This window comes from Winogradskyella tangerina, from assembly GCF_003260205.1.
Taxonomy (GTDB): domain Bacteria; phylum Bacteroidota; class Bacteroidia; order Flavobacteriales; family Flavobacteriaceae; genus Winogradskyella; species Winogradskyella tangerina.
In genome coordinates this window covers 213262-238729 of the sequence record NZ_QERF01000008.1, presented here as the reverse complement: position 1 = coordinate 238729, position 25468 = coordinate 213262, and the positions used below count along the sequence as shown (strand labels likewise).

Here is a 25468-nt window from a genome sequence, read left to right as displayed (position 1 = left end):
TACATGATGAAAACTATTAAGACCTTAAGAACACTTTTGTTATTAGCTTTTTTTATAGGATTTACTTCCTGTAGCTCTGATGACGACGGAAACGCCCCAAGACTAGATATTGAGACCGTTACTGTAAGTAATTTATTTGCACCACAAACAGGTGGGCAAGGACAGCCAGTTGGTGGTGAATTTACAAGATTTAATTTTTCTACAGGAATGCAGACCACGAGTACCACGGATTGGGATATCGCCTTTAGAGGAACTACAATCGCTGTTAATGGTGGAACAGCTACAGGATCTGTAGATGAGCCAGAACGCAATGGAAATGCCGCTGCAGTAATTGTTGACGGTACTTTAGCAGGGGTAAATTCTGTAGATGGTTTAACCTTTTTGCAAGACGGTACAGAAGGATTTGCAATTCCATCAGGTAGTGACAATGGATGGTTCAACTATAACTTCATGACAAACGTTGTATCAAAAATTCCTGGTAAGGTATTAGTATTTCGTACTAGGGACGGTCGTTTTGCAAAAGTTGAAATAATTAGTTACTATCAAGGTGCTCCAGCCAATCCAGATGGCTTTAATGATACACCAAGATATTACACATTCGATTATGTTTACAATCCTAACGAAGGAGAGACAACATTCGAGTAGGTAGAATTAATCTTAGTTTTTAAGCCTTTGTTGTTAAGACAAAGGCTTTTGAAGATAAAACATAAGATTCTATCGCATCTATAGATTTTGATTATGTTGTTGATGGACGGTTTTGTGCCAATAACTGTGCCGACAGTCGGACTGAGCGATTGAGTAGGCACAATGAACGGCGAAACAAAACTCGCAAAACGATTATAGCGTTCTTTTATCTCTTTCTAGAAATAGCAATTTATATTAATTAAATCCTTAATTAACAATTAATTATAGCTATTGTTAGCTGCTGGTGTAAGTATTAGAAAATTATTCTGCTTCGAGCTTGTTAATGAATTCTTCAAACGAGTTACAAAGAAAAAAAGGCATTTCACTATCAGCATTCATAATAAATATTTGACCGAAATCCTGTTCGCGCATTGAAATCAGATAATTTCCAGATCCACCATCCCTTGCAAAAGGTAAAAGTCCTAGAGGAAATAAATCATCCTTGTAAATAAACTTTAACTTTTGTTCTATTGAACTTTTAGGTTCTGTCGCATCTATAGATTCAAATTTAAAGAAATAATATCTTTGAATTAAAAGTTTATGTTCAAAGGTCATTGTTTTCCGAAGACAATCATTGTTCAAGCCGTTTACTTTAAGTTTAGATTTGGATTGAGTTATCGTGAGATAGAGGAATTAATGGCTATACGGGGCGTTAAAGTTGACCATGCTACAATTCAACGCTGGGTATTTAAGTTTACTCCACTTTTAGAAAAAGAATTTAGAAAGCGCAAGAAATCTGTTGGAAGAAGATGGCGAATGGACGAAACCTATGTCAAAGTTAGAGGTAAGTGGTGTTATCTATATAGAGCAGTAGACAAACAAGGGAATACAGTTGATTTCCTATTGACTAAAAGACGAAAACGGATGAGTGCTCAATCATTTCTGATAAAAGCGATTGAAAATAATGGCAAGCCAGAATTAGTAAATATCGATAAAAGCGGTTCCAATAAACACGCTATTAGAATCTACAATAAACGTTCATTATCAACGATTCAAATTAGGCAATGTAAATATTTGAATAATATAGTTGAGCAGGATCATCGTTTTGTAAAAAAACGGATAGGCAGAACTTTAGGGTTTAAAGAATTTGAATCTGCTCGACGGACATTGACTGGAATAGAAATAGTACATATGATAAGGAAGGAGCAGTTGATATCGAAGAAGAAATCAATCTTTAAAGCATTCTATTCATTAGCTAGTTAGAAAACCAAATTAAGTGAGTATCTTCAATTCAGCTTTAATAGATGCGACAGAACCAAGCAATTTCCATATAGCAAAAGGACTATTCAAAGAAAGTTATTAAGTGAGGGAAGATCGTTTAGAACAATTGTCAACGCAATAAAAAAGGAACTTTCTACTTACTTAATTAATGAAAAGCATTTGAAAACTAGGGATGTAGCACATATTTTGGGTTATGCTGAATCTAGTGCCTATTTGCACGCTTTAAGAAACTGGTCTAACGTAAAATAATTATAACGCGTTTTTTTATTATTTATTCTTTGCTTTAAAACTCGTTTAACTCATTAAATTTATTGATTTCTTGCAATAATTGGTTCGATATTTTTACTGTACGCTCTACTAGAATTAAAGACTGAAGTTAATACTTTGGTCTTTTTTATTTTTAAGGTATACATGAAAGGACGAGAAGTTTATCCTGAGCGCAGACGAAGGGAGTCCTGTTCCCGCTACGAAGAAGCTCCTTGAAAGAACAAGGAGCTTTATTTTTGAAATCAATCTTTAAAGCATTCTATTCATTTACTAGTTAGAAAACCGAATTAAGTGACTATCTTCAATTCAGGTTTAACAGATGCGACAGAACTCTGGCATGCATTATACACCTTGTTGTACTTTCGTTATTTACATTCTTTTTCTTTTAATAATCTAATCGGTTCTTGCATTTCCATTTTCAAATTAGATAAATGTTGTTTCTGTCTAATTAGCATGGCAATAAAAAAAACTAGATTATCTTGAAACTTCACAAAAATTGGATTATTGGGTTCATTTGTCCAATCATTTTTTGGCAATAGGTCCAACAGTTCTTTGTCGAGCTCTTGATTAAGATAATTAATATCTTGAAATCCAAAATCACATATTAAATCAAAATCACTCATTCTTTTAAGAATTTCATCCCTATTCTCTTGAAGTAGATTTAGAATATTGTTTAAAAATGTACTATGCTGAATGAGTCTGTTTTTAAGCTCTAAATCCGTCAATAGTTTTAACTGACCCGACGACGTTATGTCTTCGAAAGCAATATTACTGGGTACAAAAACGTCTTGTCTTAACGCAAGTACAAATTTATTAAGGATTTCACCTCTGTCATTAGGTGAATTGTTTAAATCTAATATTAACTCTTTACAGAGCTTAATTTTATCAGATGTGAGTTTTGAAGTTTCATCAATTAATTTATCATTTAACTCAAAGTCGTCTAAAATTCTGCAGTAATAATCAGCTTCGGCATTTTTATTCTTTCGGTTTTCATTCCAATTATTAATCTGCAATGCAATTAAAATCCCAATAACAACAAGGAATATCTCTCCAATAGCATATTTAAAGTACTTTCCTGTTTTTCCTTCCGAAAGGAGGTTTTGTCTAATTCTTCTAAAAAATTTTATCATTGAGTGGGAATTTCCCTAAAGTTAGAATAATTATTTCATTCTCTCTGATTGAGAAATAATGAATTACAACAGCCGAATATACGTATAGCGCTTATTTCTATGATGTTTATACCATTATGAAATTATAAAACTAAAATTTACCTATCTTTAATTTATATAAACGTAATTTAATGCCTCAAGCCGAAAATCGGTATGAGTCGTGCATGAACGCCTTGGACAAAAATTTTACAACAACCTCCGAATTAATAAATGAAATAAATGAAAAAACTTTACTTAATCATATTCTTAATATCCACATTAATAACCAACGCACAAATAGTCAATATTCCTGACGCAAACTTTAAAAGTGCCTTAATTTCTGAGGGCGTTGATACCAATAACGATGGTGAAATACAAGTTTCTGAAGCGCAGGCCACCATTTCACTTTCATTCGGAAATGAATCGATAAGCGATTTAACTGGCCTTGAAGAATTTACCAGTTTAGAAACACTTGAATTTGCGACCAATTTATTTTCCACCATAGACCTATCAGCCAATACATCATTGATTTCTGTAGAGTTAGATTATAATGGGATCGATACTATAACGCTTGGAACATTGCCAAACCTAGAATACTTAAATATAGGCTATGCCGATCTTCAAACTATAAATGTTAGTAATTGCCCAGCATTAAAAACCCTTTTGCTTCCTAGTAATGATTTTGCTAGTATAGATGTCAGCAATAATTTAAACTTAGAAAATTTAAATTTAGCAGGAAATGACCTAACCAGCATAGATGTAACTAACAACCTAAACTTAAAGGAGCTTAATTTGGCCATTAATATGTTTTCTTCATTAGATTTGTCTAATAATATAGCCTTAGAGCGCCTTACACTTTTTAATAATCAACTTATAAATCTAGATGTTTCTAACAATACTAATCTAGAGAGATTATCAATTTTTGATAACCAGATTACTTCTCTAGATGTTAGCGTCAACACTGCATTAGAAACTTTGTACGCACAAAACAATCAACTCTCAACTCTAGATCTATCAAATAATATAGAACTACTTTTTGTTGATGTCAGTAATAACCAACTTACGGCGTTAGAATTATTTGATGAAAATAATTACAATCTATCCCAATTAGACTGCTCCTTCAATCAGCTTACCAGTTTTGACGCGAGCAAACTTCAATATTTAGATGTTTATGATAGTTATTCTTTTTCCATTAGATACAACCCCAACCTGACTTATATAAATTTAAAGAATGGTCTGAATGCCAATTATTTCTATGTCGACAATCAAATTTATGACGGGTTACCAAATCTTGAGTCAATTTGCGTAGATAATGTTGATTCCTACTTTGTTGAACTACTGCAGGATGAGGTGGGAACTGAGGTCTTATTTACACAGTATTGCTCTTTTACACCAGGAGGCGAATTTTATACCATTGAAGGAACTACCAGATTAGACTTAAATGCAAACGGTTGTGATATTAATGATTCTGGATATTCAAATTTTGCAATCCATACCACAAATGGTGTTGAAGAGGCAACGTTTTTCAGCAATACTTCTGGTGAATATACTATACCACTACAAGCCGGAAATTATACAATTACACCGCAATTGGAAGTGCCAATGTATTTTTCAACCACACCTTTATCTTTTAATGCTAACTTCCCAACGGATACAAGCCCATTAGTTCAAGATATTTGTGTTGCGCCTGACGGAACACATAATGATTTAGAAATACTCGTGGTGCCTATAGAATTAGCGCGTCCAGGTTTTGAAACAGATTATAAATTGATATATAGAAATAAAGGAAACACAACACTATCTGGAAGTATCAATTTTACATACAATGATGACCTTATGGACTTACAATCCTCCACACCAATGGCTGATGTGCAGAATGTAGGCGACTTAACTTGGAATTATTCTAATATGTTACCACTTGAAACAAGAGAAATTCCATTTACGATGTTATTGAACACACCAACAGACATGACCTTCCCTTTGAATGGAGATGATGTCTTATCATTTACTGCCACTATCAGTCCATCAAATGCAGATGAAACACCAGAAGATAATATGTTTCAGCTGAATCAAATTGTAGTTAATTCTTTTGATCCAAATGATATAACTTGCTTGGAAGGCAATGAGATTACCCCTGAACAAGTTGGGGAATATGTACATTACCTTATCAGATTTGAAAACACTGGTACTGCAAGCGCCGTAAACGTGGTTGTTAAAGATGTTATAGATACCTCAAAATACGACATTGCTTCCTTAGTACCTTTAAATGCAAGTCATGCTTTTTATGCACGTGTGCAAAATGATAATGAAGTAGAATTCATTTTTGAGAATATTCAATTACCGTTTGATGATGCTAATAACGACGGCTATGTTTTGTTTAAAATAAGAACACTATCAACTTTAAACCTTGGGGATAGCTTTAGTAATCAGGCCGGTATTTACTTTGATTTTAATTCCCCAATTATTACTAATAATGAAACAACAACAATTGAAGAAAATTTAAGTATTGAAGAATTCGAATTATCTGAACTTAAGGTATATCCAAATCCTACATATGACGATTTCAAAATTGAAAATCTAAATAACCAAATTGTAGAAGCAATTGAATTGTATACTATTTCAGGTAAAAAGCTAAGGGAGTTTCCAATTTCTGAACATTTTAAAATAAATGATTTATCATCGGGTGTCTATTTTATTAAAATTAAAACCGAACAAACAGAAAGGAATATTAAAATAATTAAACTGTAGAAAATTAGATGCTGTCTTATCTATAGATTCAAACTTAATAGGCAATATTCTGAATTAAATGTTCATTTTGGTTCATTGATGCAACGATTATTTGAGAATTGAATTTGCATTTTATCCATTCCGTCCTAGTCAAAATATATATCAGCTTAACTTTTTAGTTATAAAATGTCAAAATGACATTTTCTATTGGGTTGGCATTTTTTTTGTTTTTTATGTTTCGAATCTAAACAGATTCATTTTGAAATTATGTTTAATTTAAATCTTTGTTATTATGAGCAATTTAATTAATGTTCCTAAAAACGGAAGTTTAAGTAACACAAATTCAAATTTAAACTTCCCAAGTTGGTCAAGTTGGATCGACGAAATTTTTAATCGTGATTTACCGTCAGTTTTCTCTTCAAATTTCAATACTGGAATAACGCTTCCAAAAGTAAACATTAGAGAGACTTCGGATGCCTATTTTGTTGATATGGCAGTTCCAGGTATGAAAAAATCAGATTTTGAGATTAATCTTGAAGATCAATTACTATCAATATCCACGCAGGCAAACGAAGAAAATGAATATGAAGATGAAAGCTTTACAAGACGTGAATTCGGTTATTCAGCATTTAAGAGAACCTTTACCATACCCGAGACCATAAATGAAGAAAAAATTAAGGCCAAATACAATGATGGTATCTTAAGTATTCATTTACCAAAAAAGGAAGAAGCAAAGCAAAAACCTCCTAAAACTATTACAATATCGTAATGTAAAATTTAATGATCAAGGGAGATAATAAAACCTTCCTTGATCATTTTATTCAATTAATAATTCTTAAAAATTTAGATATGAAAAGTTATTTATTGCTGCTCATGGCATTTTTAAGTTTAAGTTGTAATAGCCAAGAAGATGAGCAGAAGAAAAGTAAGATCTCTGAAAAGGCTGACAATAAAGAGAATGTTATTCCAAAAGGATCATGGAAAGTCAATAAAGAGTTCGATGAAAATGGTAATTTAACTCGAATCGACAGTGTTTACAGTTGGTCATCGTCGGGAAGCCTTAAAGATATAGATGCTGATAGCATATTTAATAAGTTGCAATCTAAGTTTGAGAAGCGTCTTTCAATGTCACATTTTCCAAGATATAGTGGTTTTATGAAGCACGATTCTATTATGAAGCAGTTCTTTTCAGATGATTTCTTAAAGGACGACTTTTTTTCGAGTGGAATGCCCTTAGGCATGCCTAATATGGATGATATGATGAAACGAATGGAAGCCATGAGGCAACAATTTTTCAATGAAAATAACAGATATATTATTCCACCTGAGAAAAAGAATATTAAAAAAGATAATACCAAAACGATTAAGAAAAAACAGGTATAGAATTTTTTATGGTTTAACATAATACACATTAGATTATGAAGAAAGAACCTATAAAAGTTAAAATAGTAAGTCAAAATGAAGGGGTTTACCAAATTCAGTTTCCAAATCTCAAAATCCCGGTGAAAGTAAACGAGAATTTATTTTGTAAAATGTTGCATAGTCCCGACTATCAATTTAGTTCAACTAATGCGCGTGTAAAACAAAATTATTCAGCTTAATTTTTCAGATATTAAAAACCAAAAATGATAGTATAGACCTCTGCAATCATTTTTGGTTTTTATAAATTATATCGCTGGAAAGACCTATAAATAATCTACAAACAGATTTATACTCTAACCCAATTCTCAGAGAAATAATCCATTGTGTTTTTTTAACTGAGAAATGGTTTCGAGACTTTATTTGCACTGTTTTGAAAACGAATTACAATTAAAATCTACAATCAATTGAGGGCAAATTGATTAGTCTTTAGAAGCTTCAATACCTTTGAATATTAGATTTATGCCCCATTTAATGAGTTCTATCGATTCCTTGTTGTTAAGGTTGCATACGTCCTTTGTAACAATGAGTGGTTCTATACCCATAAATATCGTAAGTAAGTTTGAAAGATTCTCTTTTTCTTTTTGAGTAAAATTTGTTTCTTCAAGAGCCATAAGAAGTGTCATCTTTCTTCGAGCACCTCTTTTAATATTGGAAGAATTGGAATCTAAAACAGCACTGATATATTTTCGAAAAAGATTCTCATGATCCAAGGCGAGTTTATTATAATAGTCTTGTATTTCAAGTATCTTATCTTGGGTCTTATTGCTTTTTAAGTTTTTGAATAAATTCTCTGGACTTTCCGTACTTAAAGCAAGTCCTGCTTCAGCGGCTAATATGTCAATATTTGAAAAATATCTGTACACGGTAGCTCTAGAAATTCCGGTTTTCTCGGCTATGTCTTCAAGATTGAATTCTAATCCTTTATTGAGGTAATGTTGAGCACTAGCAAGGATTTTATTTCTAGTTTCTAATTTTTGACTTACCCGTCCAGAATTTAAATTTCTTTTATTCATGAGACAAATATCTCATAAAATTTGGTAAGAAAAAAATTTACGCTTATGTTTGTGAGACAAAAATCTCATAAAATGGACGCAAACAAAACAAAATGGGTACTTGGTCACAAGGTAACACCTCATGACACTTCTGGAGATTATGATCTAATGATAGCAGAAACACCTGCAAAAGTTCAGGGTCCACCTCCACATTTGCACAATTCATTTAAGGAATCTTTCCTTATTGTTGAAGGTGAAATGGAGTTTATGGTAAATGGAGATGTAAAGGTCGTTAGGGCAGGAGAATCAGTAGACATTCCGCCTAAAACCTTGCATACCTTTGCCAATAATAGTGAAAAACCATGTAAGTGGATAAATATTCACAGCCCGAAAGGTTTTAGAGATTTTTTCGAGCAGATGGGTGTGCCAGAGCACGAAGAAAATGCCATCGAAAAATCACTTGCTCCAGAGATTATTAATAGAGTGATAGCCCGTGCAGCAGAATTTGATATGATTATCAAAATTTAGCTTGTAGGTAATTAAATCGATCCACTTAAAGGGAAACTAATTATGGAAATAGGCTAGCAGTAGCAAAGAATTATAGCAATTGTTGTAAAGCATTTTTAATTTATTTGTTTCAATATTTTGCATCCCAATTCAATCCAACTTTTAGTTTCTTTTTGAGGGAAAACAACTTCTCCATAAAAACCTTCTCCTTTAATTCCGATTATACATTCTTCTGGAATATTCTTTCCAAACTCTTTTTTAGCGACTTGGAATAAGTCAACTTGATAGTCGTTTAGCAAATGAAATGCAGCAGATAAAACCATACCACGAGGGTCTTCATTTTCGTCTGCTAAGTATTTAATCAGAGCATGTTCTTCAAAAAGAGACCTTTGGTCAGTTACTCCGTCCAAATTATCGTCATCAAGTTCTTCATCGTCAATATCATTAGGCATTCTGGTGATATCATATAATTCTGAAAGTTTTTCGAATGCTATTTCTGCTTTTTCTGTAAGGGTATTGCCTGTCGATTCAATTGCAATGATTAGGTCATTGAGTTGCTTATCTGTATTTATCCAATGTTCAACAAGGTTCTGTTCCATATGTTTGGCGACGGTCTAAAATAACCGTTAGTTACGTGATTAAATTTACTAATTTTCAGCTAAGTACTGACATAAGCAACTCCTGATGGATTTGCTAGAGCCTGCCCTGAGCGCAGTTGAAGGGTAGAGTAGAATAAGTAATAAATTATAGACGTCGATATCCAATGTTTTAATCGTTTGCATTTTATTTTGAGCTTCAATGAAGAAGATTTCTTGGTTTTTGACGCAACCAATTTGTGACAATGGCATCTTAAATTAAAAAGAAGTAAAATGAAAAAAAGTATTCTTATCTGTCTTTCTGTAGTAATATTCTCCTGCGAGGTCGAAAATCTTCCTGAAAGTCTCTCAGAGAGTCCAAGCAGTCAAACCTTTGTTGGTAATGTATTCCTTAGAACACAAGAAGAGGTTGATAATTTCGGTATGTTAGATTATGACGCCATAGATGGTGTATTAATAATTGGTAACCAAGTCGGAGTTCATATTCCAACGGATATAGTTGACTTGCAACCATTATCTCAAATTACTAGTGTTTCTGGTGATTTAGCCGTTAGAACTAATCCTAGTTTAAGTTCTTTGCAAGGCCTTGATAATATAACTTCTGTAGGTGGTGAATTAGAACTATATGACACCAACATTACTGAAATAGAGTTACATCCTAATTTAACTATTGGTGGTTCTATTCAAGTTTGGGAAAATCACAATTTACAGAGTTCAGATTATTTTCAAAATATAACTTCTATAAATGGTCTATTAAGGATTGGAGATGGTCAATTCAGCACATTAGGATTTTCAAATCTGACATCTATTAGTGGGGCATTAATACTAAGTTCAACTTCTCTGACAACGTTATCGGAATTTAGTAATTTAAATTCGATTGGATCTGGATTGATTATTGAAAACAATCATTTACTAATGAATTTAAATGGTCTGGAAGGGATAACTAACATTGATGGGAATTTTGTAATAACCACAAATAATTCCTTACAGTCGTTAGAAGGACTAAGTAATAATTTAACGTCATTAGCCAATTTATCAATTAGTTGCAACCCGTCGCTAACGGCATTGAGTGGTTTGGAAAATCTGACATCGGTAAATAATTTATCAATTAGATGCAACCCGTCTTTAACGTCATTAGACGGTTTGGAAAACCTGTCATTGGCAAACGACATTTATATTGGGGTAAATTCCTCGGGAGCCATAACTCCAAGTCAGGATTTGCTGACTGATTTTTGCGCTTTAAATAATCTCATTTTGAATGGAAGTTATGACAGTTTGAATATTGATAATAACGCATATAATCCATCAGCAGAAGATATTATTAATGGTAACTGCAGTCAATAAATACTTTTAATCCAATTAATTCTATTGAAGTATATTTCTGTTAGTGTTAAGGGTTGCCTAACTATGAAGTAACCATATCACGTCTATTCCCATTATATAGATACGTCTAAAAATCCATATAATTTCATTTAATTATCAATGCTAACGGACTTTTAAAATAATTAAACGAGTCAACACAAAACTCCAAACGATAAGGAACAGGATATAGGCTAAGCCAAATGGTTAAATTCTGATATTCATAAATATATGAGTGTGCATAAGGCTTCATAATTTTTAAAAAAATAGACCCAATTAAATAAATTGAAAAAAAATCAAAAAAAATATACAACCTATTGATTTTTGATTTTATTTTGCACCTCGAAACGATACATATCGTTTTAGCTGAACATAATGAACCGTGTTTTTACGTTCGGGTTTTTGAAAATTAGGAAGTCAAATTCAAAAACAGCTTATGGTGTAAGCATCCGAAATTTAAAGCTAACTTCCGATGTCTTTTCAAGCCAACATTTGTATGGCTTTTTACCAACTACCCAAAATCAAATTCGAATTTGATATAAGCGATTATTTGAGTATTGCTAAGAGGATTACGGCGTAATCTTTCTTACCATAATTAACATTTAATCTTTATCAAATATTCGAAAATGAATACTAAATACATTGATTTAATCAATCAAACCTTTGATTTCCCTCAAGAGGAATTCACCCTTAATGATAACAATTTAAAGTTTCATGATGTTGATCTTATGAAATTGATCGCACAATATGGAGCACCTCTTAAATTCACTTATTTACCTCAAATTTCAAATAACATCCAACGTGCAAAAGGATGGTTTGCTGAGTCCATGAGGAAGTCAAATTATAAGGCCAACTATAACTATTGTTATTGCACCAAAAGCTCTCACTTTAAACATGTATTGGATGAGGCTTTAAAAAATGATATTCATATTGAGACCTCATCGGCCTTCGATATTAATATTATTGAAAACCTGAAGGGCGACAACAAAATAACCAACAAAACCTTCATAATTTGTAATGGTTTTAAGCGCGAACAATACATTACTAATATTGCACGGCTTATCAATAATGGACATGAAAATTGTATTCCAATTATTGACAACTATGAAGAATTAAACTTACTGACTTCCGAAATTAATAAGAAGTTCAAAGTAGGCATTAGAATTGCTTCCGAGGAGGAGCCAAAGTTTGAATTCTATACCTCACGTTTGGGTATTGGCTATAAAAACATCGTTCAATTCTATAAAGATCAAATTCAAAACAATCCTCAAGTAGAGTTGAAAATGCTTCATTTCTTCATCAACACAGGAATTAGAGATAACGCCTATTATTGGAATGAGCTTTTAAAATGTTTGAAAGTCTACATCAGTCTGAAAAAGATTTGTCCAACCCTCGATAGCTTGAATATAGGAGGCGGCTTTCCAATAAAAAACTCACTTGCCTTTGACTTTGATTACCAATATATGGTTGAGGAGATCATTAATCAGATCAAAACGGCTTGTGATGAAGCACATATAGATGTGCCGCATATTTTTACTGAGTTTGGAAGTTTTACAGTAGGTGAGAGTGGAGGCGCTATTTATAAGATCTTATATCAAAAGCAACAAAATGATAGAGAGAAATGGAATATGATCAATTCATCATTCATGACAACGCTTCCAGATTCTTGGTCTATCAATAAGCGCTTTATAATGCTTCCGATCAACAGATGGAATACAACTTATGAAAGAGTGATGTTAGGTGGTTTAACCTGTGATAGTGATGATTATTACAACAGCGAACAACATATAAACGCCATCTATTTACCAAAGTATAATAAGGACAATTCGCTTTATATCGGCTTTTTTAACACTGGCGCTTATCAAGAGACCATTGGTGGTTTTGGCGGCTTACAGCATTGTTTAATTCCAGCACCAAAACATATACTCATCGATAAAGATGAGCATGGTGAAATTAAAACTAAAGTGTTCAGCGAGCAACAAACGAGTGAGGCCTTACTATCCATACTAGGTTACCACAAAAACCAAAATAATAAAGAGATCAATAACATCTATAAAGAAACAGCTAACGTATAAGTGTAGCTAAAATTAAAATTAAAAATGAATACTAAAACTTATGCAGGTATCCCTGCAGAATACGCAAGATTAGATAAAGCTAATATTGTTTTAATACCTGTACCTTTTGATGGTACAAGCACTTGGCAAAAAGGTGCTGACAAAGGCCCTCAGGCATTTTTGGAAGCTTCAGAAAATATGGAACTTTATGATATTGAAACTGAAACAGAAGTTTATAAACAAGGTATTTTCTTAGCGAATGCGGTTACAGAAAATAGCACACCTGAAGCAATGGTTAATGCTGTTCATTCTGTGGTTAAGGAATATATAAAGAAGAAGAAATTTGTAACCATTTTTGGTGGTGAACATTCCATTTCCATTGGTACCATTAGAGCATTTAATGAGTGCTTTAATGATTTGACTGTTTTGCATATCGATGCGCATGCTGATCTACGCAAGAGTTATGAAGGCACCCCATATAATCACGCATGTGCGGTTTATGAGGCGAGTCAGACCACCAATTTAATTCAAGTGGGAATCCGTTCTATGGATGCCAAAGAATTAACGGTAATGGATAAAGAAAATGTATTTTTTGCCCACGATATGGCAATAGATGATAATTGGATGGATGATGCTATAGATAGCATGACCAATAACGTCTTTATCACATTCGATCTAGACGCACTAGATCCGTCCATTATGCCAAGTACCGGAACACCTGAGCCTGGCGGTTTATTGTGGTATGAAACCTTAGAGTTTTTACGTCGTGTTTTTGAGGAGAAAAATGTTGTAGGATTTGATATTGTAGAACTTTGTCCAAACCCAAATGAAAAATCTTCAGATTTTCTGGCGGCGAAACTATACTACAAAATGTTGAGTTATAAATTCATGGACCTCAATGAAGATGACAATTACCATGATGAAGAATTAGAATTAAACAACGTAGGTAATAACTTTAAATATAACGAAGATGACGACTACTAAGGGAGCCATTTCAAACTTTATTGAAAATTATTATTTGCATTTTAATGCAGCTGCTTTAGTAGACGCTGCTAAAGGTTATGAAGCCCAACTCGAAGGTGGTGCAAAGATGTTAGTTTCCCTAGCAGGAGCAATGAGTACTGCAGAATTAGGGAAAATATTTGCAGAAATGATTCGTCAAGATAAGGTTCATATTATTTCTTGTACTGGAGCAAATCTTGAAGAGGATATCATGAATTTAGTGGCACATTCGCATTACAAACGTGTACCTAACTATAGAGATTTAACACCTCAGCAAGAATGGGATTTGTTAGAGCAAGGTTTAAACCGTGTTACTGATACTTGTATCCCTGAGGAAGAAGCATTCAGACGTTTGCAGCAGCATATATATAAAATCTGGAATGACGCAGAAGCCAATGGCGAGCGTTATTTTCCTCACGAATTTATGTATAAAATGTTATTGTCTGGTGTGTTAGAGGAATACTACGAGATCAATCTGAAGGATTCATGGATGTATGCGGCGGCTGAAAAGAACTTGCCTATTGTTTGTCCGGGATGGGAAGATAGTACGATGGGGAATATTTTCGCCAGCTATGTACTTAAAGGCGATTTGAAAGCAAGTACCATGAAATCAGGTATAGAATACATGACATTCTTGGCGGATTGGTACACTATGAATTCTAAAAAGGGAATAGGGTTTTTTCAAATCGGTGGCGGTATAGCTGGCGATTTCCCGATCTGTGTTGTGCCAATGTTATATCAAGATATGGAACGTACAGATACGCCTTTTTGGTCGTATTTCTGTCAAATTAGTGATTCTACCACAAGTTATGGTTCGTATTCAGGAGCCGTACCTAATGAGAAAATCACTTGGGGTAAATTAGATATAGATACACCAAAGTTCATTATTGAAAGTGATGCCACAATCGTCGCGCCATTAATTTTCGCTTATTTATTAGACATGTAATTATGAAAAATAAGAGTAATCAAAATTTGAAAAGAGTCATTGTTGATTTCAAAAAATTAACACCAGAGATATTGGCCTTAGTAGTGGATAAATTTCCAGATGGCTACGGCGATAATGATATCATTACCTTCAGAAATGCGCAAGGCGAACTTATTGATGCTGTAGAGATTATAACGGAAGACACCAAATATCTCGTTAAGGTAAGCGCAAGATTAGAAAGGGTGATGATAGATTATGATGAGGATGATTATGAAGATTATGATGACGATGATCCTGAAGCAGTGAAAGACCCTTTTGATGAAGACAATCCAAGTGATGAAGACCTTGAATAAAATGAAATCTATTGAGACCGACGAATTCTATGATAATTATATGCAATTTATGCTGAACGAATTTGAAGCAATTGAGTTTGAAGTTGAAGGAAACGGGGATATTTTAAATTTAAAACACCAAAATCACAAATAGAGATGAAAACACCGTTTCACCTAGCATTGCCCTGCGAAGATATTGATATTACAAAGGATTTCTATGTATTTACCTTAGGAGCGAAATCTGGAAGAAGTTCAGATAACTGGATTGATATAAATCTATTTGGACACCAAATTACATTTACAAAAGTTGGTGATTTTGAATTCAATTATAAGAATTATCGTTTTGGCGAACACATTTTACCATCATTTCATTTCGGTGTAATTGTGGATACGGAAACATGGGGTAAAACCTATTCTCGTTTGCTTTCAAAAAATCTTGAAGTCACTACAGAAGCGACATTTTTAGAGCATAAGATCGGAGAACATTTATCTTTTTTTATTACCGATCCTAATGGCTATAAAATAGAATTAAAGAGTTTTAAAAATATCAACGAAATTTTCGAAACCTAAGCCATGTATAACGTTGTTGCCTATCAAATTGCGAGCGGTCTTCATATAGGCCGTTGCAAGCAACTTCTTAATTATGATCTGAAATTTCAGGATAGTGATGAGTTGTTTTATCAAACGGATAAAGCATCGTATATCTACGTGTTTCAGTTTGGAATGGTGAGTTTCTTCAACATAGAGGAAACCGAGATTAAAAGCATCATTGAAAATCTAAAGATGGCTTCTGCAAACTACTTTTCAGAAAAACTTTCCGAAGAGGTCACAGTAGAGGTAAGACCAAATACCACGAAGGTTGAGTTTAATAACATCATACTTCCGGAGTTAGATGATGAAATGATTCGTTTAGTTATGCTTAACGTGTCACAATCAGTGGCTTTAAATCGATATGGGGAGATTACAGAAGAATTACTAACTGAAACAAATCAGCATACTAAATATCTTGAAATTAATGGTAAGCTAGATATTTCAGGAAATAAGTTGAAACGTTTTATTGGTAAAGCATTGAATATTAAGAATGGTATATTAGAAAATCTATACATTTTTGATTCACCTGAAATTACCTGGGAAAATGAAGCCTTAAGCAACCTTAATAATAGTTTAAAGCTTGCTTTTGACTTAAAAGATCGCTACCGACGTATTTACGAACGCATAGAGATTATAAAAGAGAACTTAGAGCTGTTCAAAGATATTATGGAACATCGCGAGAGCAGCAGATTAGAATGGATTATCATCATTCTTATCCTTGTTGAGGTCATAGACCTATTTATTTTAAAGTTTGTATAGCCAATAAAAACAGAACTTTTAAGCCAAACCACGGTTACTATCAAAATTTGATAGTACTAAAAGCAACGGACTTGAGGTGGCAAAACATCCGATTAATCTAATAGACAACAATTAAAATTTTAAGAAAAATGAAAATATTTAGCATTGTTATTTTAGCATTGGTAACCATAGTAAGTAGTGATTTTAAACAAGAGACAAAATTACTAACGGCGACTTATGACGGGTTTGAAGATGGTATTTTTTACTTCACAGATAGTGTGGATGAAGATGAAACCTACGAATTTGAAAAAATTGAAGACGGTGTTTTAAAAACATTCGATTTGAAGGACAAGAAATTTGAGGGTAAAACTTTCAATATTTCTTATACCATCGAAACAAAAACTGATGAAACAGAAGATGAATATGAAATCTGGACCATCGTAAAATTAGAATTGGTTAAGTAGAAGATCTGAGATGGATGATGAAGGTTGATTAATGTTTGCAATTGATTGATTGAACGAAAAGGAGAGCAAAAAAGGCTCTCCTTTTTTATTTTTAATACTGAAATTCAAATAGTTAGGTTTCAATTTTTAGTAGAAAATAGAGTTATTGAAAATGAAATAAAAACGTTAAACTCTGTTAATGATTTGCATTTTTTAAAGGAAAATTTATTTTTAAGTTATGCAAAAAATCTATCTATCGTCATTTGTTTTCTAGGCTCTGCCTATTCTGTTCTTCGTACGCGATATTTAGTTCTATTTCATCACATTTCTTATCAACTATTATTTAAATAGATCATTCTATTCAATTAAATCAATAAAATTCATAATTATGAACAAAAACAATTATTTAAATCAAGCATTAAAGTGGGTCAATAAAAAACAAACAACAAACTTAAGGGCAAAACTTGAAGGCTATGAAGATCCTAAGGTATTTCGAAGTAAATCCAACAACGAGGAATTTCAAGCGGATTTCTCATTCATCACTCCAAAGGGAGCAAAACACTTCACGGATGTTGCTCTAAAAAACGAAAACCCCAGAAAGACGGTCGTTAAGTGGAAAATACTAAGTTTTATGGCCTCAATGAAAAAAGGCAAATTACATTTATTAGCACCGCGAGGGCATAAGGCTTTTACCGAGCGAATTGTAAAACGTCATAATATCAACGCCGTAATTCATTCAATTTAAAAAATCAAAGACCATAATAATCATGAAAATTGTTAGTATTAAGAGAAAAACAACAACAGAAAATTATTTCAGCCGACCTATGGGTAAACTCACTGCCCGGGTAACCTACATTAAAAGATACTTTTTTGGAGTCCCGATTAAAACGCTTCACAAATATCGAGAAACCTATTATGGCGAAGTGAAAGACTGTAAGGATTGTCACTTATTTATTTAATGACTTTAGTCTAAAGCATAGCCATCTGTAAGAAACGAAAAGGATTTATTGGCATAATTGCCAATCATAACAGCTTGAATTAAAGGTTTAATCTCTTCAGATTTTGCACTAACTTCAACAATGAAGTTTGCACCATTTCCACCAGAGTCATCCTCCTTTTCAATAACATAATTTACGGTTGCCATTGGAGGAAGATTGATGGTATAGTCTATAAACTTTTGTACAAGATTTCCGTTTGTATTGTAGTATTCAATTTTACTTATGAAAAGCGAATCGGTTAAATGAGTGTTTCTTATGCTTAAGGTTGCTGATAAAAGTTGCTTAGGATTTTGAGCATCCACATAAATATCTGAATAAATTGGCACATAAAATCTTTGATTGTAATTAAGGGCATCTTCTTCAGGGACAGAAGTAGCTTCGAGAGCCTTCAACTCGTCCTTACCTTCAGTGTCCAAATTTGGATTTTTATCTATACATGATGATAGGACTACGATTAATACAAATAATAGATTTCTTGTCTGTCTCATTTTAAATTCAAGTTTGGAATTGATTATAAAGATAAATAAATGATCCTAGTTAGGACCAAATGCGCTTTTGAAATATAATGAAGAACATCCAGATGTTAAGGTGTTCAAAAAATAGTTAAACCTTGTTAATCTTTTGGATTTTTGAGATATAGCTTTATATTAAAATTATGACATTACAACTATAAACGAAAGAAAAAGTGTTCTAGGTATCCTAGCTTAGATTTAATGTCTACACTCATTTTGAGTGACTATCTCATAACTAAAATCAATTACATAGAAATTAAATAATTCTGGCAAACCGCTTCGGTTATGTTAGGATTTAAGATGAGCTTACACCGTGAAACAATAGTTTAATAAAATAATAAAACCATAGACCTTGAGACAATTAAAAATAACTAAACAGATTACCAACCGAGAAACGGAGTCATTGAATAAGTATTTGCAGGAAGTAAGCAATCTAGAAATGATTACCGCCGATGAAGAGGTAGAACTTGCCCAACGAATTAAAAAAGGTGATGAAAAAGCACTGCATAAATTGGTCACTGCCAATTTGAGATTTGTGGTGTCCGTTGCCAAACAATATCAAAATAGAGGCTTAAGGTTAACAGATCTAATTAATGAAGGAAATATTGGATTGGTAAAAGCGGCCAGGCGTTTCGATGAAACTAGAGGATTCAAGTTTATATCCTATGCCGTTTGGTGGATACGTCAGTCTATTTTGAAAGCCATTGGTGAGCACTCCAGAACGGTTAGATTGCCGGTTAACAAAAATGCTGCAATAAATAAAGTGCTTAGTGCAAGAAGCCTTTTAGAACAAGAGTTTGAACGTGAACCATCGCCTGAAGAGCTTGCTCAGGCTACAGATTTGAGTAAAAATGAAATAAAAGGTGCTATTAAGCATGCGCGTCGTGCAATATCGATTGATGCGCCTTTATCAAGTGATAATGACGACTTTAATCTTCAGAGTGTACTAAACACTGACGACTCACCAAAACCAGATGCCAACTTAATAAAGGATTCGCTTCAAACTGAGATAAGCAGAAGCTTAAATTTACTGACTTCAAGACAATCTGCGGTGCTTCAACTTAATTTTGGCTTAGACGGTTATAGGGCAATGTCATTGTCGGAGATTGGTGATTTATTCAATCTTTCTAGAGAGCGGGTGAGGCAAATAAGAGATAAAGCATTGAACAAATTAAGAATAAAAGCATTGCATCAAAATTTAATTCCATTTTTAGGCTAAAATGGAATGGCTTCAGACAGAATGAACACCATAAAAATCACTTTATCTAGTCAACATTCATCTATTAATGTTAAGCCATTCTTAAAAACGTTAAACCCTGTTAATCTTTTGGAATTCTGATAGATAAGTGTATCTTTTACATATGACATCAAAACAATCTACAATAGAAAACGTGTTCTAGGCATCTTAGCCTAAACACTATGTCTGCACTCTTTTCGGGTGCCAAAAATCAAAAATTAAATTATGAATTGATCTATCCTAAACATTTGGGATAGCTTACAATTCTATTCGTTAAACAATTAAAACAAAAATAATATGGAAACTAAAGAAATAAAGAAAAACATAAAAACAAAAAAATTAGGATTCACCTTAGAAGAAGGATCAGAACTGGTAACTGGATTAAAACATTTATTAGCCAACTACCAAATGTTTTACCATAAGTTGAGAAACTTCCATTGGAATGTAGAAGGACCAGATTTTTTCGAACTACACGAGGAATTTGAAAATGAATATACCACGGTAGCGGCAAGTATCGATACCATAGCAGAACGTATGAGAATTTTCAACATTAAGCCAATGCTATCCTTAAAAGATATTTCAAGCATTGCAACAATTAATGATATTGAAAAACCATTATCCGCAACGGCCATGGTAAGTGAAATACTCAAAGACTACGAACTATTGCATGATGGTTTATTGAATGTGTTAAATATCTCCTTGAACATAGGAGACAATGCCACCGAACAAATGGTGACCGATTTTATGAGACGTATCGAGAAGAGAAACTGGATGTTTACTTCATGGTGTAAATAATAGATCGGATTCAATAAATAATTAATCAAATAAAATAATTGCAATGGAACAAGAAATAGGAACAACAACAAGCGCAGTCACAACTAAATTGGAGTCTTGGTTAGATACTCTGGTATCTAACCTCCCAAATTTGGGAATTGCACTTATCGTAATGGTGCTGAGTTATTTTATGTCGAGACTAGTATATAATGTGGTATTGAAACTAGTCTATAAGAGAATAAATCAAACAGCCGTAACGAAACTCATTGCCAGAGTTTCATCAGTAACAATTGTAATTGCTGGTTTATTTTTGGCATTAAGTGCACTCAATTTGAGTCAGACTGTTAGAGGCTTGCTTACAGGTGCTGGTATTTCTGGTATAGTGATTGGTTTGGCACTTCAAGGAACTCTGTCTAATACTATTGCCGGTATCGTATTATCATTTAGAAAGAATATACGCTACGGCAATTGGATCAATACCAACGGATATGAGGGTGAAGTGGTCGACATAGCTTTGAATTACTTAACCTTAAAAGAAGCGGACAATAACGTTGTTATTATTCCTAACAAGTCAATTATTGATAAACCATTCAAAAACTTTTCACTGACCAAAAAAATGCGTGTCTCCATTGAGTGTGGCGTTGGTTATAATTCTGATCTCGAAAATGTAAAAGAGGTCACCTTAAACGTAATCAACACACTTTATAATCAGGATGACATTGATGAAACTGCAGAGTTTTATTATACTGAGTATGGAGATAGTAGTATCAATTTCTTAGCGCGGTTTTGGGTTTATGGTGAAAATGGTTTAGCAAAACTAAGGGCAAAAAGCGACGTTATAATTGCTCTTAAAAAGGCATTTGACAAGGAAGGAATTAATATTCCATTCCCTATCAGAACGCTCGATATTGATAAGAATACCTTATCAGTACTCAATAAAGAGTTAGAAGTTTTTAGTCATAATTAATATGGTTAAAGATTGATTTTTTGATTGATTGTTTTTGAAGAAAAGCCACCGAATAGGTGGCTTTTTTCTATTTAAAAATTTCTGAATCGTAGACCATGCAGATAAAATTCTATGTAGAGACCTATAAATCCAAAACACTTTGGTTATATTTAAAAGGAAAAATCAACCACTATGGCTCGTTTTATAAAGGATCGCTCTGATACCAAAGGTCTTGCTCCAGGAACCCTCGTTTTTATCGGAACACAAAAAATGGAGAGTCCGATTGTTCAGGTTATGGATTATGACAAGAAAAAGCTCATCGAAAAAGACCTGTCTTCTGTTTCAGAGATCGAACCCAATATTACCCAAGAAGGCGTTACTTGGTTAAATATCTGTGGCTTGCATGAGATTCAATTAATAAAGGAGTTTGGAGATATTTTTACCATTCCTCCTTTACTACTCGAAGATATTCTTAATACAGATCAACGACCAACCTTTGAATGCTACGATAATTTTGATGTGTTTATCATAAAGATGATAAGGTTTGATGAGTCGAAAAAAATAATTATTGCTGAACAGATCACTCTCATTTTAGGGAAACATTTCGTAGTTACCATACAAGAGCGTAAAGGCGATGTTTTTGAGCCTGTAAGAGAACGTATAAGAAATAATAAAGGCAGAGTGCGACTCAATGATAATGATTATCTAGTCTATGCGTTAATGGACGCTATCGCTGATAATTATACGATAGCTATCGAAACCCTTGGAAGAAGAATCGATGAGTTGGAAGACCGAATATTTAAGACCCAAGAAAAGGGACTGGCGCAGGAAATATACAACCTCAAAACCGAGCTCAATTACTTAAGAAAAACAGTTCGACCTGTAAAAGATGTGATCATTGGCTATTTAAAATCTGAAAGCACACTATTTCAAGAGAAGAACAAAGTTTTTCTTCAGGATCTTAGTGATTTGGTTACCATGTCTTCAGAAGCCATTGAATTATATAATAATCTGGTCTCCGATCAGCTAAATATTTATAATACCAATATGAGTAATTCACTCAATAATGTCATGAAGGTGCTCACAATTTTTGCATCTATATTTATACCATTGACTTTCCTAGCAGGCATTTATGGGATGAATTTTAAATATATACCAGAACTTGAATATCCGTACGCATATCCTATTTTTTGGGTATTGGTAATACTTATTGGAGGTGGATTATTAATTTATTTCAAAAGGAAAAAATGGCTGTAAGGGCTATATAAAATAATAGAAGACATGTGCGTCGATTGTCGAGATTAATACTGACAATATCTATTTCTAGAATATAGGATAGAAAGAAATGTCAATGCTTAAAATTCCATTTCTCAACCAATACCGAACCTTTAAGGATGAAGGTATCGAAATACCTTGCACACATTTATCAATTTATATTGGTGAAGTAACATAACCCCTTCCAGTTGTAAAATCATTGATAAAGCGTAATAATTGTAAAAATCGAAAAGAGCGGAATTTTATTTCCGCTCTTTTCTTCCCTAACTGGAAATCAAATTAATGATCTCCTGATTAACTAAAGCTGGGCATTAAATAATGCCGCTATTAAAAATAAAGACAATTAATCTTAATTAATAACCGTATTTTGGGTATTCTTATACACTTACGAAAAAGTAAATAAGGTGGTTTTATAAATTTTGAATTTTTTTTCGGAAGAATTAAAAGTTGTGATGCATACTAAACTGTAACTGACCTTTTTGCCAGTTGACGGTAGTTTGCTCCATCCATCCGATTTGAAATCTAATATTTTCGTTCAGAACATAGCCGAGACCTAAATAGGTTCTATTTCGATCAAAGAATTGTACATTTTGATTATCACCAATTTGGCGCTCACCATTGATGAATATTTCATTATAAAATGCAAAATAGGTGGTCTTCGGACTTAAAGAAGTACCTTTTAACGGAATGTTTACAAACAAATTGTAACGATATCTTGTTCTAAAATCTTGGTTTTCTACAAACCGCTGCTCGTATCTAATTCTATGGGTGAGAAGTAGTTTTTTCCAAAGTGTTTGTCCGAATAGTGCTTCTTGGTAAATTCTATTTTCTGATACCGGAGCATCTAATTCTTCACCGAACCGACCAGTGGTAATATTTGCATAACCGAGTGTGAATTTAACATTAGCCTCTTTAGGTCTATAGGTTAATCCTGTACGCAGAAGTAATTGTTCTCTATCACCCAAGCCTCGCCAATCACGATATTGATAATCTCCTTGAATTCCCCATTGTGACTCGTTAAAATCGGCATTAAAGAAATACATATACCAGGCACCAAGTTGATCTTCATCAGGACCCTGTGCTGTTATAATATTAGAAATGCCGAAGCAGAAAACAAAAAGTAAAATAGTGTTCTTCATGTAATTAATAAGTTAAAACCCATCTCCAATCTAGAAGTTGGGTATTTGTAATTTTATTTTGACGTTCTATAATTAAAGATTCAAAATTATAGAATATTATGAATTCTTCTGGAATAAATTACTTCGCCGGTGTATAAGGCAATGAGGACTGATGTGCAACGGTTCTTAATTTCCCAGTCTTATCTTTCACATAAGCAAAGGTATATTCAATTTTAATTGCTGTCAGATCAGATTGAATATGCCCAATAATCTGATTAATAAAAATTTTTTAAAACCCCCTCGTAGATTTTTTCGTAGGTAAAACAGAGACACAATAATTAACAAAATCTCAAGTATTATGAAAAAATCAAAATTATTAGTTGCAGCGGCAGTTTTAGGCATCGCCACTTTCGTTGCAATTGCAGCAGATCATATTGATGCTCCTGCTGTTCAAGGTGGTACAAGTGATATCACTGATTTCTATGCCTTTCAAGGTGAAAACACGTCTAACATCGCTTTTGTAGCAAATGTTCAAGGCCTTTTAGCTGCCGGCAACGACAGTCAAAATGCAACCTTCGATGAAAATGTACTCATCGAGTTCAACATCGATAACACTGGTGACAATGTTGAGGATTTAGTTATCCAGGCTATTGCACAAGATGGTAAAATGTATGTTTTCGGACCAACGGCTCCTGCTCAAACAGGAATTAACAGTACCATTGTTACCAATGCTGCTTCGCAACTCGAGGTAGACATTACACCTTACGGACAATCTGCAATTACTGCTTCGTCTGGTGGAATGATGGCTTTTGCTGGGCCGAGAGATGATCCATTTTTTATGGACTTTGCGCAGTACAGTCAGATCATATCAGGTAATGCTACAAGTTTTAACAACCCAGGCGCCGATACTTTTGCCGGAACTAATGTTTTATCAATTGTAATAGAAGTACCAAAATCCATGATTGGAGGTTCAGGTACGATCAACACATGGGTTGAATCAAAAAGAAGATAATAATTAAAAAACAACATTCTCATGAAAATTAATAATATAAAATATTTCGCGATCGTCCTTGGCCTATTAATGGTTACATACAATTGTAGTAATGACGACGATAATACTAATAATGATCCAACTGGCCCAGACTTCACAGGTACATTTGTTCAACAAGATCAAATGGGTAGACCAGCAGTTAATACTGTTTTTGTGTCTTCGGGGATGAAAGACGCCTTTAATCTTACAATACCATCTCAACAGAGTGGAGCGTTTCAAGCCATGTTTCAAAACAATTTACAAGCTTTAAGTCCGGCATACGCCAATCCAGGTGATACCAATGCATTAGGATTAGATGCCGCTGCATTTACAGGTCTTTTAGCTACGGATGTACTAAATGTATCCTTGGATGGAACAACAACCTTTTTTGATGGTACAAATGTTTTAACTGGAAGAGCCTTGGCTGATGATGTTATTACAGTTGAATTACTTCTGATTTTTGGAGGCGAAGATTTTTCTGAAAATCCTGGATTATCTAACGATAATGTAGATGCTAATGATAAAGCGTTTTTAACGTCCTTCCCATATCTGGCCACACCTTGGTAAGAT

The 25468-nt window shown here is 33.4% G+C and carries 26 protein-coding genes and 2 pseudogenes; 22 read left to right on the top strand and 6 right to left on the bottom strand.

All coding sequences use genetic code 11. From position 1 onward, the window contains the following. Positions 1-3: 3 nt before the first annotated feature. A complete protein-coding gene (locus DDY94_RS12830; protein WP_317047186.1) occupies positions 4-645 on the top strand; it encodes an HmuY family protein in 642 nt (213 codons plus the stop codon). Positions 646-945: 300 nt separating this feature from the next. Here the strand turns inward: DDY94_RS12830 and DDY94_RS12825 are convergent, their stop codons facing one another. Then, positions 946-1239 (bottom strand): SMI1/KNR4 family protein, encoded by a 294-nt coding sequence (locus DDY94_RS12825; RefSeq protein WP_111684587.1) that lies wholly within the window; start codon positions 1237-1239, stop codon positions 946-948. Here DDY94_RS12825 and DDY94_RS12820 point away from each other — a divergent pair. Beyond that, positions 1225-1887, top strand: a complete 663-nt coding sequence (locus DDY94_RS12820; RefSeq protein ID WP_111684585.1) for an IS6 family transposase — start codon at positions 1225-1227, stop codon at positions 1885-1887. The two genes, DDY94_RS12825 and DDY94_RS12820, sit on opposite strands and share 15 nt — an antisense overlap. A 650-nt stretch (positions 1888-2537) precedes the next feature. Here the strand turns inward: DDY94_RS12820 and DDY94_RS12815 are convergent. After that, entirely contained in the window at positions 2538-3302 is a 765-nt protein-coding gene (locus tag DDY94_RS12815) for a DUF6090 family protein (RefSeq protein ID WP_111684583.1), read from the bottom strand. 258 nt (positions 3303-3560) lie between these two features. Here DDY94_RS12815 and DDY94_RS12810 point away from each other — a divergent pair, with 258 nt between their 5' ends. From DDY94_RS12810 to DDY94_RS12800, 3 genes are all read left to right on the top strand, one after another. Then, positions 3561-6068, top strand: a complete 2508-nt coding sequence (locus DDY94_RS12810) for a DUF7619 domain-containing protein (RefSeq protein ID WP_111684581.1) — start codon at positions 3561-3563, stop codon at positions 6066-6068. 271 nt (positions 6069-6339) lie between these two features. Continuing rightward, on the top strand, positions 6340-6816 hold the full coding sequence (locus DDY94_RS12805) for an Hsp20/alpha crystallin family protein (RefSeq protein ID WP_111684578.1): 477 nt from the start codon (positions 6340-6342) through the stop codon (positions 6814-6816). An 80-nt stretch (positions 6817-6896) separates the two neighbouring features. Next, entirely contained in the window at positions 6897-7430 is a 534-nt protein-coding gene (locus DDY94_RS12800; RefSeq protein ID WP_157957324.1) for a hypothetical protein, read from the top strand. 458 nt (positions 7431-7888) lie between these two features. Here DDY94_RS12800 and DDY94_RS12790 read toward each other — a convergent pair whose 3' ends face one another. Next, positions 7889-8482: a TetR/AcrR family transcriptional regulator gene (locus DDY94_RS12790; RefSeq protein WP_111684572.1), complete on the bottom strand. Its 594-nt coding sequence runs from the start codon at positions 8480-8482 to the stop codon at positions 7889-7891. A 72-nt stretch (positions 8483-8554) separates the two neighbouring features. On the opposite strand from DDY94_RS12790, the gene DDY94_RS12785 reads away from it, so the two are divergent. After that, a complete protein-coding gene (locus DDY94_RS12785; RefSeq protein ID WP_111684570.1) occupies positions 8555-8989 on the top strand; it encodes a cupin domain-containing protein in 435 nt (144 codons plus the stop codon). 95 nt (positions 8990-9084) lie between these two features. Here the strand turns inward: DDY94_RS12785 and DDY94_RS12780 are convergent, their stop codons facing one another. Then, positions 9085-9567, bottom strand: a complete 483-nt coding sequence (locus DDY94_RS12780; protein WP_111684568.1) for a hypothetical protein — start codon at positions 9565-9567, stop codon at positions 9085-9087. 270 nt (positions 9568-9837) lie between these two features. Here DDY94_RS12780 and DDY94_RS12775 point away from each other — a divergent pair, with 270 nt between their 5' ends. From DDY94_RS12775 to DDY94_RS12730, 10 genes are all read left to right on the top strand, one after another. Further along, a complete protein-coding gene (locus DDY94_RS12775) occupies positions 9838-10908 on the top strand; it encodes a hypothetical protein (protein ID WP_111684566.1) in 1071 nt (356 codons plus the stop codon). 641 nt (positions 10909-11549) lie between these two features. Continuing rightward, positions 11550-12998, top strand: coding sequence for an arginine decarboxylase (locus tag DDY94_RS12770; RefSeq protein WP_111684564.1), 1449 nt, complete (start codon positions 11550-11552; stop codon positions 12996-12998). A 24-nt stretch (positions 12999-13022) separates the two neighbouring features. Continuing rightward, positions 13023-13961 carry an agmatinase gene (gene speB / locus DDY94_RS12765; protein ID WP_111684562.1) on the top strand — a complete coding sequence of 313 codons (939 nt, stop codon included), beginning with the start codon at positions 13023-13025 and terminating at the stop codon, positions 13959-13961. Continuing rightward, the gene (locus tag DDY94_RS12760) at positions 13948-14925 is read left to right on the top strand and encodes a deoxyhypusine synthase family protein (protein ID WP_111684560.1); all 978 of its coding nucleotides are present in this window, start codon (positions 13948-13950) and stop codon (positions 14923-14925) included. Before speB ends, DDY94_RS12760 begins: the two co-directional genes overlap by 14 nt. A 2-nt stretch (positions 14926-14927) precedes the next feature. Then, positions 14928-15257 carry a hypothetical protein gene (locus DDY94_RS12755; protein ID WP_111684558.1) on the top strand — a complete coding sequence of 110 codons (330 nt, stop codon included), beginning with the start codon at positions 14928-14930 and terminating at the stop codon, positions 15255-15257. Continuing rightward, on the top strand, positions 15223-15390 hold the full coding sequence (locus tag DDY94_RS16140) for a hypothetical protein (protein ID WP_157957323.1): 168 nt from the start codon (positions 15223-15225) through the stop codon (positions 15388-15390). Before DDY94_RS12755 ends, DDY94_RS16140 begins: the two co-directional genes overlap by 35 nt. A gap of 2 nt (positions 15391-15392) precedes the next feature. Beyond that, a complete protein-coding gene (locus tag DDY94_RS12750) occupies positions 15393-15806 on the top strand; it encodes a VOC family protein (protein WP_111684556.1) in 414 nt (137 codons plus the stop codon). 3 nt (positions 15807-15809) lie between these two features. Beyond that, positions 15810-16586: an RMD1 family protein gene (locus DDY94_RS12745; protein ID WP_111684554.1), complete on the top strand. Its 777-nt coding sequence runs from the start codon at positions 15810-15812 to the stop codon at positions 16584-16586. Positions 16587-16714: 128 nt separating this feature from the next. Continuing rightward, positions 16715-17029: a hypothetical protein gene (locus DDY94_RS12740; RefSeq protein WP_111684552.1), complete on the top strand. Its 315-nt coding sequence runs from the start codon at positions 16715-16717 to the stop codon at positions 17027-17029. 367 nt (positions 17030-17396) lie between these two features. After that, the gene (locus DDY94_RS12730) at positions 17397-17753 is read left to right on the top strand and encodes a hypothetical protein (protein ID WP_111684548.1); all 357 of its coding nucleotides are present in this window, start codon (positions 17397-17399) and stop codon (positions 17751-17753) included. Positions 17754-17972: 219 nt separating this feature from the next. Here DDY94_RS12730 and DDY94_RS12720 read toward each other — a convergent pair whose 3' ends face one another. Continuing rightward, positions 17973-18494: a DUF3124 domain-containing protein gene (locus DDY94_RS12720; RefSeq protein ID WP_111684544.1), complete on the bottom strand. Its 522-nt coding sequence runs from the start codon at positions 18492-18494 to the stop codon at positions 17973-17975. Between the two features lie 376 nt (positions 18495-18870). On the opposite strand from DDY94_RS12720, the gene DDY94_RS12715 reads away from it, so the two are divergent. The 4 genes from DDY94_RS12715 (at position 18871) to corA (ending at position 22732) form a co-directional block, all read left to right on the top strand. Beyond that, positions 18871-19737 carry a sigma-70 family RNA polymerase sigma factor gene (locus DDY94_RS12715; protein WP_111684542.1) on the top strand — a complete coding sequence of 289 codons (867 nt, stop codon included), beginning with the start codon at positions 18871-18873 and terminating at the stop codon, positions 19735-19737. A 315-nt stretch (positions 19738-20052) separates the two neighbouring features. Further along, positions 20053-20550, top strand: coding sequence for a Dps family protein (locus DDY94_RS12710; protein WP_111684540.1), 498 nt, complete (start codon positions 20053-20055; stop codon positions 20548-20550). 43 nt (positions 20551-20593) lie between these two features. Then, the gene (locus tag DDY94_RS12705) at positions 20594-21496 is read left to right on the top strand and encodes a mechanosensitive ion channel family protein (RefSeq protein WP_111684538.1); all 903 of its coding nucleotides are present in this window, start codon (positions 20594-20596) and stop codon (positions 21494-21496) included. A gap of 171 nt (positions 21497-21667) precedes the next feature. Beyond that, positions 21668-22732: a magnesium/cobalt transporter CorA gene (gene corA, locus DDY94_RS12700; protein WP_111684536.1), complete on the top strand. Its 1065-nt coding sequence runs from the start codon at positions 21668-21670 to the stop codon at positions 22730-22732. 458 nt (positions 22733-23190) lie between these two features. Here corA and DDY94_RS12695 read toward each other — a convergent pair whose 3' ends face one another. Then, positions 23191-23889, bottom strand: coding sequence for a DUF2490 domain-containing protein (locus DDY94_RS12695; protein WP_111684534.1), 699 nt, complete (start codon positions 23887-23889; stop codon positions 23191-23193). A gap of 337 nt (positions 23890-24226) precedes the next feature. On the opposite strand from DDY94_RS12695, the pseudogene DDY94_RS16350 reads away from it, so the two are divergent. Continuing rightward, positions 24227-24502, top strand: a pseudogene (locus DDY94_RS16350) (DUF4331 family protein); the annotation flags it as partial. 33 nt (positions 24503-24535) lie between these two features. Beyond that, positions 24536-25465 (top strand): annotated as a pseudogene (locus DDY94_RS16280) (DUF4331 family protein). The last annotated feature ends 3 nt before the right edge of the window (positions 25466-25468 follow it).

Bases quoted from the DNA above. Each gene is read 5' to 3' on its own strand.
- DDY94_RS12830 (WP_317047186.1), top strand. From the start codon at position 4: ATGATGAAAACTATTAAGACCTTAAGAACACTTTTGTTATTAGCTTTT.
- DDY94_RS12820 (WP_111684585.1), top strand. From the start codon at position 1,225: ATGTTCAAAGGTCATTGTTTTCCGAAGACAATCATTGTTCAAGCCGTT.
- DDY94_RS12825 (WP_111684587.1), bottom strand. From the start codon at position 1,239: ATGACCTTTGAACATAAACTTTTAATTCAAAGATATTATTTCTTTAAA.
- DDY94_RS12815 (WP_111684583.1), bottom strand. From the start codon at position 3,302: ATGATAAAATTTTTTAGAAGAATTAGACAAAACCTCCTTTCGGAAGGA.
- DDY94_RS12810 (WP_111684581.1), top strand. From the start codon at position 3,561: ATGAAAAAACTTTACTTAATCATATTCTTAATATCCACATTAATAACC.
- DDY94_RS12805 (WP_111684578.1), top strand. From the start codon at position 6,340: ATGAGCAATTTAATTAATGTTCCTAAAAACGGAAGTTTAAGTAACACA.
- DDY94_RS12800 (WP_157957324.1), top strand. From the start codon at position 6,897: ATGAAAAGTTATTTATTGCTGCTCATGGCATTTTTAAGTTTAAGTTGT.
- DDY94_RS12790 (WP_111684572.1), bottom strand. From the start codon at position 8,482: ATGAATAAAAGAAATTTAAATTCTGGACGGGTAAGTCAAAAATTAGAA.
- DDY94_RS12785 (WP_111684570.1), top strand. From the start codon at position 8,555: ATGGACGCAAACAAAACAAAATGGGTACTTGGTCACAAGGTAACACCT.
- DDY94_RS12780 (WP_111684568.1), bottom strand. From the start codon at position 9,567: ATGGAACAGAACCTTGTTGAACATTGGATAAATACAGATAAGCAACTC.
- DDY94_RS12775 (WP_111684566.1), top strand. From the start codon at position 9,838: ATGAAAAAAAGTATTCTTATCTGTCTTTCTGTAGTAATATTCTCCTGC.
- DDY94_RS12770 (WP_111684564.1), top strand. From the start codon at position 11,550: ATGAATACTAAATACATTGATTTAATCAATCAAACCTTTGATTTCCCT.
- speB (WP_111684562.1), top strand. From the start codon at position 13,023: ATGAATACTAAAACTTATGCAGGTATCCCTGCAGAATACGCAAGATTA.
- DDY94_RS12760 (WP_111684560.1), top strand. From the start codon at position 13,948: ATGACGACTACTAAGGGAGCCATTTCAAACTTTATTGAAAATTATTAT.
- DDY94_RS12755 (WP_111684558.1), top strand. From the start codon at position 14,928: ATGAAAAATAAGAGTAATCAAAATTTGAAAAGAGTCATTGTTGATTTC.
- DDY94_RS16140 (WP_157957323.1), top strand. From the start codon at position 15,223: ATGAAGACAATCCAAGTGATGAAGACCTTGAATAAAATGAAATCTATT.
- DDY94_RS12750 (WP_111684556.1), top strand. From the start codon at position 15,393: ATGAAAACACCGTTTCACCTAGCATTGCCCTGCGAAGATATTGATATT.
- DDY94_RS12745 (WP_111684554.1), top strand. From the start codon at position 15,810: ATGTATAACGTTGTTGCCTATCAAATTGCGAGCGGTCTTCATATAGGC.
- DDY94_RS12740 (WP_111684552.1), top strand. From the start codon at position 16,715: ATGAAAATATTTAGCATTGTTATTTTAGCATTGGTAACCATAGTAAGT.
- DDY94_RS12730 (WP_111684548.1), top strand. From the start codon at position 17,397: ATGAACAAAAACAATTATTTAAATCAAGCATTAAAGTGGGTCAATAAA.
- DDY94_RS12720 (WP_111684544.1), bottom strand. From the start codon at position 18,494: ATGAGACAGACAAGAAATCTATTATTTGTATTAATCGTAGTCCTATCA.
- DDY94_RS12710 (WP_111684540.1), top strand. From the start codon at position 20,053: ATGGAAACTAAAGAAATAAAGAAAAACATAAAAACAAAAAAATTAGGA.
- DDY94_RS12705 (WP_111684538.1), top strand. From the start codon at position 20,594: ATGGAACAAGAAATAGGAACAACAACAAGCGCAGTCACAACTAAATTG.
- corA (WP_111684536.1), top strand. From the start codon at position 21,668: ATGGCTCGTTTTATAAAGGATCGCTCTGATACCAAAGGTCTTGCTCCA.
- DDY94_RS12695 (WP_111684534.1), bottom strand. From the start codon at position 23,889: ATGAAGAACACTATTTTACTTTTTGTTTTCTGCTTCGGCATTTCTAAT.